The 14,618-nt window shown below is 42.4% G+C and carries 10 protein-coding genes; 2 read left to right on the forward strand and 8 right to left on the reverse strand.

What is annotated here, in order from left to right; translation table 11 throughout:
- Positions 1 to 58: 58 nt before the first annotated feature.
- From lpxC to N3A72_00880, 7 genes are all read right to left on the reverse strand, one after another.
- Entirely contained in the window at positions 59 to 1,375 is a 1,317-nt protein-coding gene (gene lpxC, locus N3A72_00850) for a UDP-3-O-acyl-N-acetylglucosamine deacetylase (protein ID MCX7918158.1), read from the reverse strand.
- Positions 1,376 to 1,425: 50 nt separating this feature from the next.
- Positions 1,426 to 2,493: a UDP-3-O-(3-hydroxymyristoyl)glucosamine N-acyltransferase gene (lpxD, locus tag N3A72_00855; GenBank protein MCX7918159.1), complete on the reverse strand. Its 1,068-nt coding sequence runs from the start codon at positions 2,491 to 2,493 to the stop codon at positions 1,426 to 1,428.
- 121 nt (positions 2,494 to 2,614) lie between these two features.
- Positions 2,615 to 3,286, reverse strand: coding sequence for an OmpH family outer membrane protein (locus N3A72_00860; protein ID MCX7918160.1), 672 nt, complete (start codon positions 3,284 to 3,286; stop codon positions 2,615 to 2,617).
- Between the two features lie 74 nt (positions 3,287 to 3,360).
- Positions 3,361 to 5,802: an outer membrane protein assembly factor BamA gene (gene bamA, locus N3A72_00865; protein ID MCX7918161.1), complete on the reverse strand. Its 2,442-nt coding sequence runs from the start codon at positions 5,800 to 5,802 to the stop codon at positions 3,361 to 3,363.
- A gap of 9 nt (positions 5,803 to 5,811) precedes the next feature.
- Positions 5,812 to 8,274, reverse strand: a complete 2,463-nt coding sequence (locus N3A72_00870; GenBank protein MCX7918162.1) for an ATP-dependent Clp protease ATP-binding subunit — start codon at positions 8,272 to 8,274, stop codon at positions 5,812 to 5,814.
- 137 nt (positions 8,275 to 8,411) lie between these two features.
- On the reverse strand, positions 8,412 to 9,455 hold the full coding sequence (locus tag N3A72_00875) for a protein arginine kinase (protein MCX7918163.1): 1,044 nt from the start codon (positions 9,453 to 9,455) through the stop codon (positions 8,412 to 8,414).
- 80 nt (positions 9,456 to 9,535) lie between these two features.
- Positions 9,536 to 9,973 carry an Rrf2 family transcriptional regulator gene (locus tag N3A72_00880; protein MCX7918164.1) on the reverse strand — a complete coding sequence of 146 codons (438 nt, stop codon included), beginning with the start codon at positions 9,971 to 9,973 and terminating at the stop codon, positions 9,536 to 9,538.
- Between the two features lie 207 nt (positions 9,974 to 10,180).
- Between N3A72_00880 and N3A72_00885 the strand changes: the two genes are divergently transcribed.
- A complete protein-coding gene (locus N3A72_00885; GenBank protein ID MCX7918165.1) occupies positions 10,181 to 10,714 on the forward strand; it encodes an epoxyqueuosine reductase QueH in 534 nt (177 codons plus the stop codon).
- Between the two features lie 165 nt (positions 10,715 to 10,879).
- Here N3A72_00885 and N3A72_00890 read toward each other — a convergent pair whose 3' ends face one another.
- Positions 10,880 to 13,003, reverse strand: coding sequence for a S8 family serine peptidase (locus tag N3A72_00890; GenBank protein MCX7918166.1), 2,124 nt, complete (start codon positions 13,001 to 13,003; stop codon positions 10,880 to 10,882).
- A 236-nt stretch (positions 13,004 to 13,239) separates the two neighbouring features.
- Here N3A72_00890 and thrC point away from each other — a divergent pair, with 236 nt between their 5' ends.
- Complete coding sequence (thrC, locus tag N3A72_00895) at positions 13,240 to 14,478, forward strand: threonine synthase (protein ID MCX7918167.1); 1,239 nt, start codon at positions 13,240 to 13,242, stop codon at positions 14,476 to 14,478.
- The last annotated feature ends 140 nt before the right edge of the window (positions 14,479 to 14,618 follow it).

The raw sequence follows: 14,618 nt of genomic DNA on the forward strand, positions 1-14,618 counted from the left end.
TTTGTTTTAGATATTTTTGTAACCTAACCTTCGGATTTCGTACCTGTTTTTATTTTAGTTATACTTCAACCAGTGAAAAGGTTAACTCTGCTTCCGCAACAATTTTATCTTCAACGAACGCATAGGTTTGCACTTTCCCGGTTCGTTCTTTGAGCCGTTTCACTTCAACTTCAAACCGCAACTGGTCGCCTGGAACAACGGTTTTACGAAACTTCGCATTATCAATACCAAGAATGTAAGCCAGTTTTCCCTCATTGTTGGATTTACTTAACATCAAAACACCAGCAACCTGCGCCATTGCTTCGATAAGCAGAACGCCTGGCATAACCGGATGTCCAGGGAAATGACCGACAAAAAAATGTTCATTGGCGGTAACATTCTTAATCCCAACCGCACGTTTATCTTCTTCTAATTCGAGGATTCGGTCGACCAATAGGAATGGATATCGATGCGGAAGAATTTGTTGGATGCGCGAAATATCGAGCGGCGCAACTACCGGTCGCGAAATTGGTGTCGGTTTGATGGTAATTCCTGCGGCTTGCCGTTTTGCCAGCTGACGAAGTCGTTGAACCAGTTTAACGTTAGACGCATGTCCGGATTTAACGACTATAACATGCCCCTTAATTGGCTGACCTAATAAATAGAGGTCGCCAATTAAATCCAATATTTTATGGCGCACAAATTCGTTTTCGAACCTTAATGAATCATTTAAAATCGTATCCTCACCGATAACAACTGCATTATTCAGGTTGCCTCCTTTAATCAATCCTTGCTGGCGTAAGGCTTCTACTTCATGCAGAAAACAAAATGTTCTCGCGGGAGCAATTTCAGTGGTGAATATCCCATTGTTAATAACAAAAGAAGCAAATTGTGATTTTAGGAGCGGATGTTGATATGATACCGTATAGGTTATTTTCAATTCGTCTGCCGGTAGCATAACGAGATAAACATCGTCGGAAAAGGTTAACCATAGTGGTTCTTTGAGTTGGAAATAACGTTTCGGTGCAGATTGTTCAACAATTCCAACTTCGAGTAATTTCTCTACAAACGGAATAGAACTTCCATCTCCGACCGGGGGCTCGTTTGCATTTACTTCAATCCGGAGATTATCTATACTTAACCCAGCTACCGCAGCTAAAATATGTTCTACTGTATGAACCTTAACCGAATCAGTTCCTAATGTGGTTCCCCGGGTAATATCAATGACATGGTCAATATCACAGGGGATTTCTGGCGCATGGTCTAAATCGGTTCTTACAAACCGTACCCCATAATTTTCCGGTGCCGGATGAAAGGTTACGGTCGTTTCGTTCCCCGTATGCAATCCGATACCGGAATATACCACGGATTGTCTAATTGTCCGTTGTTTTTCCATTGTGAATATTTCAGCCCCAGAGACATCAGGATCGCTGAAAAAGAAACTCTTCATTGTTTCTTTTTTCGTTGCGATTTTGCGCCCTGATGGCTAAGTTTCTGCTCCAATTCTTCAATTCTTTGTTCCAAAATTTTGATTTTTTCAACTAATTTTGGTAGTCGCTGGACATGCGCTTGAATTCGTTGTTCCTGCCGATGTAACCGTGCAGGAAATCCTGAAACACAAACGTTCGGCGGGATACTTTTCGTCACCCCGCTTTTTGCCGCGACCGTAGTTCCGGAACCGATTTTCAAATGCCCAGCAATACCAGCTTGTCCGGCAAGAGTTACCCGGTCACCGATTTCTACACTACCGGAAATACCTACTTGAGCAACAATTATAGCATGTTCGCCGATCACTACATTATGCGCAATATGCACGAGATTATCTATTTTCGTTCCTTTTTTTATCCAGGTTCTCCCTAACGCAGCACGGTCTATCGTAACGTTTGCACCTATTTCCACGTCATCTTCGATCAACACGGTTCCTAACTGCGGCATTTTATATTGCATCCCATTAGTCTCGGTATAGCCAAATCCATCACAGCCTATTACTGTTCCGCTATGGATCGTCACGCGATTACCAATACTAACCTTTTCCCAGATAGTTACATTCGGATATATTCTGGTTTGTGAACCGAGTTTGCTGCCTCTACCTATGTAAGTCCCGGCATAGATGATACTATGGTCACCAATCTGAACCCCTTCTTCAATCACGACATTCGGTCCGATATAAACATCGGTACCAAGTTCGACATTATGCGCGAGCACCGCCGTTGCATCTATTCCTGGAACTATAGGGGGCGAAGGTGGTGCAAATAATTCCATTGCTTTAATAAACGCTAATTTCGGCTGTGCACTACGAATTATCGGTCGAAATTTTAACTCCGCATTCTCCGGAACTATCAAAGCTGACGCCCGCGTATGTTCTACATCAGCAAAATATTTTGCGTTCGCGATAAAACTAAGCTGACCCGGTCCAGCTTCTCGAATTCCCGCTACACTATCAATAAGTGTGTCACCATCTCCTTCAAATGTTGCACCTAATTGTTTTGCTATTTCCCGAACGGTTTTTTGCATAAGTGTATTGTACCACTTTTCTCCTGTTTATTACAACGGAGACATATAACCAAAGTTATCTGCAATATTGATATCGTCTCGCTTTTGCTAAGAACAATTCAATTGCCAACATCAATGCTGCTTACTTGGTTTTCTTACTTCCCGTAGATGTTGCGGTCGTCGCAGATGACGTTGCTGCTGGAACAGGTTTACTCATGGAAGTTTTTGTCGTATCCGTCGCCGTTCCTGTCGTTGAGGCTATGGTATTTAATAGGTTCGTTATCCGCTCGGTTAAATCCATTTCTGGACGATAATACCGCACCGCTCGTTTATCTAGTATCAAGGTATATCCTTCCTGGTCAGCCAGTATCGTATAGATCTTATGTAGGTTAATCTCTAATTCTTTCGTCAGCTCTTCCGCAGTTTTATCTATTTTGGCTGATAGGTCTTCAATGTTATCACGCAGTTCACGTTCTGCAGATTTTATTGCCGCTTCTCGTTTAGCAATTTCTTCCGGTTTCAGAACACTCTTTTGTTTTCTTAAATCCTCTTTCAGCGCGCTAATCTGTTTATCTTGCTCCTGCAGTTTATCCCGCAATGGCTGAAATTCAGCATCTGCTTTCTTCTGGACGTCCCAAGATTTATATACTTTAAAAACATCTACGACCCCAATCTTTTGTTCTGGTTTTTTGCTACTTTCCGAAGCAGCAGTTGGTATCGCTCGCATCGTTGTATCCATCGGTTGCGCTAAGGCGAGTACTCCGATTGTCACCACAATGCTGGTTATCACAATAACTCGCATAAAATTGCTCATACCAATGTCCTCCTAACTCTACTTCGTATAGTTTCCCTGGGTAAATCGATATCAGATTTAGCTTTAGGTATGCATTAAAAGGTTGACCCGAACGTAAAATAAAACCCTTGCGTTTCGTCTCCAGATTGGGTATTGATTGGAATTCCGTATCCTAACTGGATAGTGCCGAAAAACAGATTGAACAGAATCCCAGCACCAACTCCATAGCGAACCTCATCGAAATTTACATCATCAATCTTACGCCAAACCCCTCCTGCATCAAGAAAAACTATTCCATAAATTCTATCCACTAGCGGACGCCGGAGCTCTACATTCGCATTGAGCATTACATCACCACCTACATTCACTTCCAAGACCTCCTGCTGGTCTTCATCAATATAGGTTACCCGGGGTGATACCCCGCGAAAATCATATCCGCGTAACGAATTCGCCCCACCGAGATAAAATCGATCCGGTAACGGCGCATCGTCAGTATCATCATAGGGGGCTATATATCCACCACGAACTCGTAACGCTCCGACAACTTGGTGCCCAAGTCGTTTATACCAACACGATTCACCATAATATTTTATATAATTATTATCGCCACCAAATGGACCACCAGCAATTTCAATATTCGCTACATACCGACTTCCGCGTGTCGGCCAGAGATAATTGTCCCGGGTATCATAAATGATTCCTGGGGTAATGCTATGTGTTATCGATTCAGTTGGTCCGACAATGCTCGGAATGATATACCCTTCTTCTTCTGGAGTTAAGGAAAATTTAACATGTTTTAATTGGGTAGTCAACCGCAAGTTCTGATTGATGGGATACGAAACAAACAAAGTTGCGCCAGTCTTTTTCTCCTGATAATCATGTGATGAACTTTCCGAATACACCTGATTCCCGGTTGAATCATATTCGAACGGAGTACTAGTTAGACTTCGCTCTAGACTTTCACGGAATATCGCGAACTCGGCCGTCCATGGCGTATCAAGAAAATAGGGATCACGAAAAGTTAAACTATAATCGGTTCCTTCTTCTGCGATTTCGGTATGAACCCGAACCTGTCGCCCAGTACCTAACAGATTTAGTTCAGAAATATCGAGGTATAACGCTGCTTTTTTCTCACTACTATATCCCCCACCCAGCATAATATTCCCTGTTTTCTTCTCGATTACCGCAATAGATAAATCCATTGTATCTTCCGCTACGGTCGGTTCTGGAATAATACTTACCCGATCGAAAAATCCTAAATTGTAAAGTCTCTGCTGCGATTTGAGGATTTCATTCCGGCTCATAACATCTCCCCGCTGCAAAGTTACCTCGCGTAATATTACCTTCTGTTTTGTCTTTAACGGAACCTCTTCCATTGTGCGGGATTCTTCTAGTTTAAATCCGAGAATATTTATTTCCCCGACATAACACCGCGGTCGCTCAAAAATGCTATAGGTAACGTTAACCGTATGATTGTTATCATCCAGTTCAAGTTGCGGTTTAACTTCCGTTTGAATATATCCGAGATTCGCATAATGTTCGTATATCCGAACGATATCTCTTTCGAGAATCGTCTGACTATATCGCGCTCCTGAACTCGACTGAACATACCGTTGCAACTCGTTCGTTGAAAATAATGTATTTCCAGCAATCGTAATATTCCTCCAGCTATATACTGTTCCTTCTTCGACCTTAAAACAGACTCGAACCCCATCTTGACCATGAACTGGTTCTGGGTCAAGTGCGGTCACTTTCACTCGGAGAAATCCTTCATCTTTATACAACCTTTCTATCGTTACACAATCGCTAGCGATATCTTCTGGATTATAATATCGGCGAACAATCCACCAACTTTTTCTACTTTTTAATTTTTTAAGCAACCGGTGAGTCTTTATATGTTCATTGCCGAGAATTTCAAGCCGGATAATTTTCTGCCGTTTATGTTCGGTTATCGTATAGCGGAGTCGGCAAGAATCCGCAGTGACTGGTTCAATGGTTCCGGTAACCTCAGCCTCAATTTCTTTACTATCATAAAACCGTTTGATTTTTTCAGCATAGTCATCCAAAGTATCTGAGGTTAACACCGCTGATTTGCGAAAACCGATTTCCGATTTTAATCGTTTTGCCCGGAACGTCTTATTCCCAACGAAAACGATATCCGTAACTATCGGATTCTCTTTTACAACAAACGTTATCGCTACACCATCTGGTTTTTTGACTACATCAAGCTTCACATCGGCAAAATAACCGAGCTGGTATATTTGCCGTAGGTCTTCTTCCACCGCTGACTGCAGATACGTTTGCCCAACGTTCGACTTAACCACACGTAAAATATCCTTGCGCCGAATATGATTATTTCCGGTGATGGTTATAGACCGAATCTGATCAGGAGAACTTATTTTAGCCCGCGCTACTGCGGTAGAAGAACCGAAAAAAAGAAAAACAACAAAACTGCATAGGCAAAATAAAATCTTTGCACAGGAAATTAATTTCTGTAATCCTTGACGGTTTCCCCAAGCGGCTAGTTGCGTGAACATTACTTGTCCTTATGTGAGACTGGAAGCTATTTCGATAGGTTTCGTTTCGACATTAAATATAATCTTGTCGTTCTGAACATCGGCGATAATCTCTCCGCCTTCTTTAAATCGACCACGGAGCAACTCTTCTGATAACGGGTCTTCAACATATCGTTGTAACGCACGACGTAACGGGCGTGCGCCATTAGTCGGGTCAAACCCTACAGTACCAAGAAACTCTTTTGCCGCTTCAGTTAATCGCAACGTCAACCCCTGTTCCGCCAATCGTTGTTTCATCTCGGTTAACATTAATTCGATAATTTTAATTATCTCCGGTTTGCCGAGTGGATGGAATACAACCACTTCATCCACCCGGTTCAAAAATTCTGGGTTGAACGTTTTTTTCAATTCGCCTATAATTTTTTCTTTCATTTGTTGATACGACGCTTCCGCCCCTGCTCCATGAAATCCTAATGTTCCTTTTTGATGGATTAATCGCGCGCCAAGATTCGATGTCATGATCACCACACTATTCCGAAAATCAACCGTTCTACCTGTAGCATCGGTTAATCTCCCATCATCAAGTACCTGCAACAGAATGTTAAACACATCCGGATGCGCTTTTTCTATTTCATCCAACAGAACTACACTATATGGTTTTCGTCGAACTTTTTCGGTTAACTGACCGCCTTCATCATGACCGATATATCCTGGTGGCGCGCCAACCAACCGAGATACCGCGAATTTCTCCATATACTCGGACATATCAATCCGAATCAACGCATCTTCATCGCCAAACAAAAATTCCGCTAAGGCCCGCGCTAGTTCAGTTTTTCCTACGCCGGTCGGTCCGAGGAAAATAAACGAACCGACTGGTCGTTTATGGTCTTTCAATCCTGCACGAGCTCGCCGAATCGCTCGCGAGATAACTTCAAGCGCTTCATCTTGTCCAACGATCCGGTGGCGTAACGCGTCGGTCATCCGCAATAATTTTTCTGATTCTTTCTCTTCTAGCTTAATGACCGGGATGCCGGTCCATTTCGATACAATATAAGCGATATCTTCTTCCGTGATAATATTTTCCCGCTGGATTTGGGCTTTCCGTTCTTCCCATTGTTTCTTTTCGACTTCATAACGAAGCCGAAGTTTTCGTTCATGGTCGCGCAGTCGTGCCGCTTTTTCATATTCCTGCGCTTTAATTGCATTTTCTTTTTCGATCCGAACCGATTCAATTTCTTTTTCTAACTCTTTAAAATCTGGCGGACGCATATGGGATTTCAATCTCGCGCGAGCACCAGCTTCATCAATCACATCAATCGCTTTATCCGGAAGGAATCGACCGCTAATATATCGGTCAGCAAGTTTCGCTGCCGCTTCAATCGCATCTTCCGTAATCGTTACATCGTGGTATTCCTGATATTTATCTCGGAGTCCTTTCAGGATGCGAATCGTATCATTGACCGACGGCGGGTCAACGATAACCATCTGAAACCGCCGTTCTAACGCGCCATCACGTTCGATATATTTTCGATAATCTTCCAGCGTCGTTGCCCCGATACATTGCAGTTCACCTCGAGCTAACGCCGGTTTTAACATACTACTCGCATCAATCGCCCCTTCTGCGGCACCAGCACCAATTAACGTGTGTAATTCATCGATAAATAAAATGATATCATCTGACCGGCGGATTTCATGCATAATCGCTTTCATCCGCTCTTCAAACTGACCTCGATATTTTGTTCCCGCGATAACCGCCGCTAAATCGAGCGTTAACAATCGCCGATTGCTCAGAATATCCGGCGCTTTTCCGGAGACAATGCGTTGCGCTATCCCTTCAACGATAGCGGTTTTCCCAACCCCCGGTTCACCGACTAACACGGGATTATTTTTCGTTCTACGACAGAGGATTTGGAGCACACGTTCAATTTCATCCTCCCGCCCGATAACCGGGTCAAGTTTATTTTCTCGAGCTAGTTCCGTTAAATCTCGACCGAACGTATCGAGCGCTGGCGTTTTACTTTTCTTTTTCGCTCCCGCCGCAGAAGCTGGGGTTCCACCGAGTAAACTTATAATTTGATTCCTAGCCGCATCGATGGTTATTCCAAATGCATCAAGCGACTTATATGCTATACCTTCTCCTTCACGAATGAGACCAAGCAGAATATGTTCCGTCCCGATATATGAATGCCCGAGGTTCTGCGCTTCTTCTCGGGCTAAATCAATTACTTTTCGCGCTCGGGGAGTATAGGGGACATCACCTAACGTTGGCACACTACTCCCGGGTTTTGCTAGCTTTTCGATTTCATGACGAAGTAAATCAATATCAACATTCAGCCGTTGGATTGTTTCAAATCCAACGCCACTGCCTTCTCGCAACAATGCGAGCAGAATATGTTCTGTACCAATATAATCATGGCCAAGCCGTGCAGCTTCTTCCCGGGCAATATGGGTTACGATTTTTTTCGCTCGTTCAGTAAATTCAGCACCATTCATAGGAAAACAAATTCGAAACAAAATTAAACCGCAGAGAATACATTTGGGGGGTATTCACAGCCTCAGCGAATTTGCCGGTATCAAGTTTGATTTTGTTTCGAATTTCGATATTTGAATGTCGAAATTATCTTTTTAGGTTATGTTAGTCGTTCTCGGATTAATTTCGCGCGCAAAATATCACGCATTCGGCTATCCAATTCTTTCCCAAACAGGCGCTGTAAATGTGCGGGTTGCGTGATAAACATCAATTCGTTTATCGTTACCAACGGTATATCAATCCACCCTAAGTTTACGCCGAGTCGTACCTGGGATAACAAATTGATTGTTTCGCGCGCGGAAATTAACCGTGCTTGTGTTAATATACCATACGCACGATAGACAATATCTTCAACTTCACTGCGCATTTCTTTCTGCAAATGAAACCGAGCAGTCTGTTCACGACCAATAATCTGTTTCACATAATTTTCAAGATTAGTAACGATGGTCTCTTCCGATTGTCCTAACGTTGTCTGATTTGATATCTGATATAAATCTCCATAAACTTCGCTTCCCTCTCCATATAATCCACGAAAAGTTAACCCGAGTTGGTTGATTGAATGCAGGATGCGGTCTATCTGTTTTGTCAATCCCAATGCCGGAAGATGCAGCATAGCAGATGCACGAATTCCTGTTCCAACATTGGTGGGACAAGCGGTTAAATATCCGATATGCGCGTGAACTGCATAGGGTAAATATTGCGATAATTCATCATCAACCGCGTTAATTTCCTGCCAGGCATTTTTTATCTGGAATCCGGGGTAGATACACTGGAGTCGCAAATGGTCTTCCTCATTAATCATCACACTAATCGCTTCTGTCTCGTTGATTACAACCGCCCGTTGTTTTCCACCTTTCGAAAGTTCCTGCGAAATCAGATGCCGTTCTAAGAGAAACTGCCGATCGAGTTTAGATGTTTGGTCAAGGAAGATAGAGTCCGCCGATTTCAATCGGTCAGTCTGTTTCATTGCTGCAAGAGCGAGTTGTACAATCTGTTCTAGTTCAGTCGAATTTGCTCGTTGCGGAAAACAATACCCTGCCACATTCCGAGCCAACCGAACTCGACTCGAAATAACCGTTTCGTATAACGGACCTACCGCAGCAAACCAAACAGTATGCTGACTCCGGGATATTGTCCTCGCCATATGATAAAATTTAAAACCAGAAGTTAGAAGTTAAATTTCAGAATTCAACCAAATCTGATTTTTGCTTTTTGCCTTCTGTTTCATTTTAGGTTTTTTTGATTCTTTAACAACTTCGCTGCATGGTCAGCAAGTTCCGCTAAATTATGCTGTTCAAAGACTTCCAGTAAACATTTTTGCGCTTTCTTCCAGACAGGATATAGCGGACATTTTTCGCTTCGGTCACAGCCCATGTTCCGAATTAAACAGCGATTTAAAAATATTGGTCCCTCAACCCCTTCAATGATTTCACGTAACGTTATCCGTGAAGCGGGTCTGGCTAACACGTATCCGCCTTTACTCCCTCGAACCGATTTAACTAACCCTTTCTTCGACAACTGCTGGAAAATTTTTATCATAAACGCCCGAGGGGTATTTTGTGCTATACATAAATCTTTAAGCAGCACTACCTTTTTATCGCGATACAATGCTAAATATACCATTCCACGAATCGCATATTCGCCCATTCGAGTTAATTCCATAATAGCTATCCCCAAAAATAATACGAATAAACCAGCATTCCACCCTATCGTTTCCGTGTATTATATTATATCATTTTATCAGGAAAATGGTAAAGTCAGAGTTATTGATATTAGTCGTTAGTTAAAAATATGGTTAGAAAAATAAGGTATGTGGTTAAAACTTAATTTCAACCTCTTATTAACGTGTAACTCATCAAGGAGTTCTCTATGCAATCGCTTCTCTTACATGTTTGCTGTGGCCCCTGTGCAACGCAGGTTATTCGGGTTCTATCGCAGGAATATTCCGTAACAGGATTTTTCTATAATCCGAACATTTTCCCCGAAGAAGAATATCAGCGGAGAGTAGCGTCGTTCCGCCGGTTAGCCGAACAATTCCATCTCCCCTATCAAATCGGAAATTATGATTATACTCGCTGGGAAGAAGCTGTTCAAGGATATACAACCGAACCAGAAGGTAAAACCAGATGTTCAATCTGCTATCGATTCCGATTAGAGCGAACCGCTCAACAAGCAATAAAGACAGGTTTTAGTCTATTTACCACCACACTCACGATTAGTCCGCATAAATCCGCTAGGGTTATTAATCCCATCGGACTCGACTTGGCGCAACAGTACCATATTTCCTTTTATCAAGCGGATTTTAAGAAAAAAGATGGATTTAAACAGAGTTGTTCTCTCGCAAAAGAATATAATCTTTATCGACAAACTTACTGCGGATGCAAATATAGTCTTCGCAAATAACCCCTATAATACACTACACAAGTATATACAAAATATATACCAATCAAGATTGAACGGCATCTATTTAGATTTGTTATTGATATTATTATGGTTAGCTAGTAAAGTCCTATATTCAGACTTTGACTAAATATTAGATAATCAGCGGTGAATCAAATATATTTGAAGTTATTCGTATAACTCAAACCAAGAAACCCCGGTCACCTGAACAAACCCGGTCATGATAATCGTATAATCTTGTTGGCTGCCGGTAAGCGAGCCCGTATGGCTAACTTGAATTTGGTATGGTCCGACCTCAACCGGAGCATCGATAACTATTTGTTCAACATTATCGAGATGATTCGGTCCAAGCGTAGTCGCTGCTTTCGCTGGATTGGTTTTGTCTAACTGATACGGATATCTAATCGTAGTCGATGGTGTGACAACCATCAAATCTAAATCGTTTACTAACGTTGGAGTTGCGTCATCTAATCCGCCGGTGTTCGCATTCCCCGCAGGGTCAGTCCAGACCAAGGTAACTTTAATCGGTTGGGTTCCATCGCTTATACGGGTATACGTTTTCGGGGAACCAAAATAGGTATCATTAACAATATATTTATTGTTGATTGCGGTCGTTGCATTCGCAACGAGTAAATCTGCTGCACCACGGCCATTAAGTAATCCCCAACCGAATCGGTAGTCCGGACCGGCAGTGTTGCCAGCTTCAAAAGCAGTATGGATCAGAATCGCTTTCATTTCAGCAGCTGTTGGTCGTGCGAGCGCTCCATGCTGCTGACGATACAATTGGGTTAATAATCCGATAGTTCCGGTAACCACTGGAGTTGCATGAGACGTACCGGAATTAACTAAATGGGCATAATCGTGGGTGCTATAAGTCGAATAAACATTGATTCCACTAGCGCAGAGGTCAGGTTTAATTCTTCCGTCATCAGGAGGACCCCAACTACTAAAAGTTGTCATCCGAATTGAATCCGTTGAAAACGGGTCGGCTAATATATAATATACCGCTCCGACAACAATAACGTTTTTCGCTACTGCTATTCCCTCGAGCGTATCAAATCCACCGCTATCCCAGGCATCACTTGAATGGATACAATAAAACGTATGAACTGGTGTAGGCCATTCATCTCCATGATAATGGGCGCCACTGGTGCCGACATCAGTCCGGTCATTTCCGGCAGCACGGCAGACGATTATATTGGTATCATAAACGATATCATCTACTTCAGCAGATTCAACGATATATTTGCCAAATAGATAATCTTCAGTTAAATTGACGGTCGTATCGCCAAACCACCACCAATCCGTAGTAAACAATCCCGATTCGGGATGCCATCCTCTCACATAACCATACGAATGGTTCGAAGCGATTATCGTTAGCGCAGCTGAACGCAGTTCAGGAAAATCATTGTTCCAATCATAAGCCCATAGTGTTCCTTCATACGCCATACCGAGCGTTAACGGTTCTGTCGCTCCGTTGCCAACCATTGTTCCCGCAACATGGGTCGCATGACCTGACATACCCGCCGGCGAATCTTTCTGGATAACCCGGCTGGTAGCAAAATCATAATGTGTTGCACGAACTGACCCTTCATCCCATTCACCGAGGATGACCCCTGCACCGGTTAGGTTATATCCCGCATCTCCACCCGGTTGAATCTGGTCGATATCGGACGTATCTGCTGCTTTCCGGTTGAACGGGATTTTAGGATTCGGGGTCAGCCAGAGTTGATATACCGCATCTTCATTCGCAAGTTCAAGAATTTGCTTTTTGGTTAGATAAACCGCTTGTTGTTTAGAACCGATACTACCACAGGTATCATTAGATAATTTCATATAAACCTTATTTTTTTCTTCTGCAGTAACATCGGGGTAGAAATAGATTATTACGGCAAGTTTATCCTGTTCACCCATCATTGTAAGTCTTTTTTTAATTCCATATGCAAGTTTATCCTGTGGGTCGATATTCCCGACCCCATATACGAAATCTAATGATTTTACTGTAGCTAAATTTTCTTTTTTTACGGTAGCAAAATAAGCGTTAACTGGAAGATATTGATGGAGGATAACTTCTAATTCTGTTAGTTTTTGCTTCTCTGCTATACTGAGTGGTTTCGTAAATTGGATTATAAGATGCCCCCGAGCTCCAGCTATGGTTGCTGAAGATGTTCGTAATTTCAGATCTAGTTGCCGGCCTCCAATATAAACCAGATTTTCCGAATAAACGATACCTGCGCCGACTATCATCAACATCAACACAATCATTATATAACTTTTTCTAAAGTGGTTCATAATCGTATTACTCCGATATAATACATATTTTTTATAATTATTTAACAATAGCGCATAATCGGTTTTCTGTCAACAAAATCAGCGGCGGTTTGCCTGATATATTTTTTGTATTTTCTCTGGTTATCGCTTTATTTTGCATAGCATTTTCAAATTGTGATATAGTTAAAAATGATATTGCTCTATGCTAATCTATTTAGTCTGAAGAATGTCGAAGGATGTAACCTGCGCTTGGAGTTATGAAAAAATCTTACTTAGTTTGTACAAGTTGTAAGTCGACTTATTCCATTACCCGAGCTGCACCCCGATGCGACGTCTGCGCTGAACCGCTCGAAGTAAGGATTCAATATTTCAAATCTTATCAACCCAGAATCAAGCACGGCAATCCCCTTACCCAGACCATCCTCGACCGCTATGCAGATTTTTTTCCTTTTACAAAAAAAATACACCATACTCTTTCTTTGCATGAAGGATACACGCCGTTGATTGAGCATAGTGAACTTGCAAGCGAACTTCGGATTCGCCGTATCTTATTCAAGAACGAAACACAAAATCCGACTTGGTCGTTTAAAGATCGTGGAACGGTTACGGGACTGGCACATGCAATCAGTTTAGGATATAAACGAATTGGAACGGTATCAACCGGAAACATGGCCGTATCAGTTGCAGCGTATGGTGCAAAAGTTGGACTCGAAACCATTATTTTAGTTAGTGCCTCGCTCCCGCTAGAAAAATTGTATCCGATTGCGATATATAATCCGACGCTTATTAAAGTTAAGGGAGACTATAGTCAGCTGTATTTCGCAAGTTTAGAACTCGGGAAAAAGAAAAGAATCTATTTCATCAATTCCGATGTTCCCTTTCGGGTTGAAGGGTCGAAAACAATTGCGTTCGAACTCTGCGAACAGCTGGAGTTTAAGGTTCCAGATTATGTCGTCGTTCCAACCAGTTCTGGCGGGAATTTCCGCGGGATTCTTAAAGGATTCGAAGAATTCAAACAAGCGGGATTCATTGATACAATTCCGATAATGGTCTGTGCGCAAGCTGCGGGTTGTTCTCCAATCTATAACGCTTTCAGTGCTGGGAAAGAAACCATATCTCGAATTAAAAACCCCGATACCCTATGCCATGCGATAGATAATCCATATCCACCCAGCGGCAATGCTGTACTCCGAAAATTGAAAGAGCATAACGGAATTGCGGTTGCGGTTTCGGATGAAGAAATTCTAAACGCGCAGAGAACAATGGCTCAATGTGGGATATTCGGTCAGCCGGATTCTGCAGTTCCATTGGCTGCAATCGAAAAAATGCACCGCGAGAAGAAACTGAAACCGTCGGATACGATTGTTGCTATTGTTACCGGTAGCGGGCTAAAATATTCCGCAGTATTGACTCACCATACGATGAATATTCAGTCCTGTAAACTCGATAACCTTGACCAATTTTTTTCTCGCTGCAGATACCCGCAGATGGCATAGATTCATCAAACAGCAAACTCCAGAGTCTGGCGTTTATTTACCATCTTAATACCATCAACAATAAATTAGATTACTGCTTTCGAAAACTGTTTTTGTTTGCTCTAACGCTTTTTGTGGAATATCGCGATTCTCGCTACTGT

The sequence above is a fragment of the bacterium genome (assembly GCA_026416715.1).
GTDB lineage: Bacteria > UBP4 > UBA4092 > JAOAEQ01 > JAOAEQ01 > JAOAEQ01.

Excerpts from the sequence above, each read along its gene's own strand:
- lpxC (MCX7918158.1), bottom strand. The coding sequence starts at position 1,375 with ATGGAAAAACAACGGACAATTAGACAATCCGTGGTATATTCCGGTATC.
- lpxD (MCX7918159.1), bottom strand. The coding sequence starts at position 2,493 with ATGCAAAAAACCGTTCGGGAAATAGCAAAACAATTAGGTGCAACATTT.
- N3A72_00860 (MCX7918160.1), bottom strand. The coding sequence starts at position 3,286 with ATGAGCAATTTTATGCGAGTTATTGTGATAACCAGCATTGTGGTGACA.
- bamA (MCX7918161.1), bottom strand. The coding sequence starts at position 5,802 with ATGTTCACGCAACTAGCCGCTTGGGGAAACCGTCAAGGATTACAGAAA.
- N3A72_00870 (MCX7918162.1), bottom strand. The coding sequence starts at position 8,274 with ATGAATGGTGCTGAATTTACTGAACGAGCGAAAAAAATCGTAACCCAT.
- N3A72_00875 (MCX7918163.1), bottom strand. The coding sequence starts at position 9,455 with ATGGCGAGGACAATATCCCGGAGTCAGCATACTGTTTGGTTTGCTGCG.
- N3A72_00880 (MCX7918164.1), bottom strand. The coding sequence starts at position 9,973 with ATGGAATTAACTCGAATGGGCGAATATGCGATTCGTGGAATGGTATAT.
- N3A72_00885 (MCX7918165.1), top strand. The coding sequence starts at position 10,181 with ATGCAATCGCTTCTCTTACATGTTTGCTGTGGCCCCTGTGCAACGCAG.
- N3A72_00890 (MCX7918166.1), bottom strand. The coding sequence starts at position 13,003 with ATGAACCACTTTAGAAAAAGTTATATAATGATTGTGTTGATGTTGATG.
- thrC (MCX7918167.1), top strand. The coding sequence starts at position 13,240 with ATGAAAAAATCTTACTTAGTTTGTACAAGTTGTAAGTCGACTTATTCC.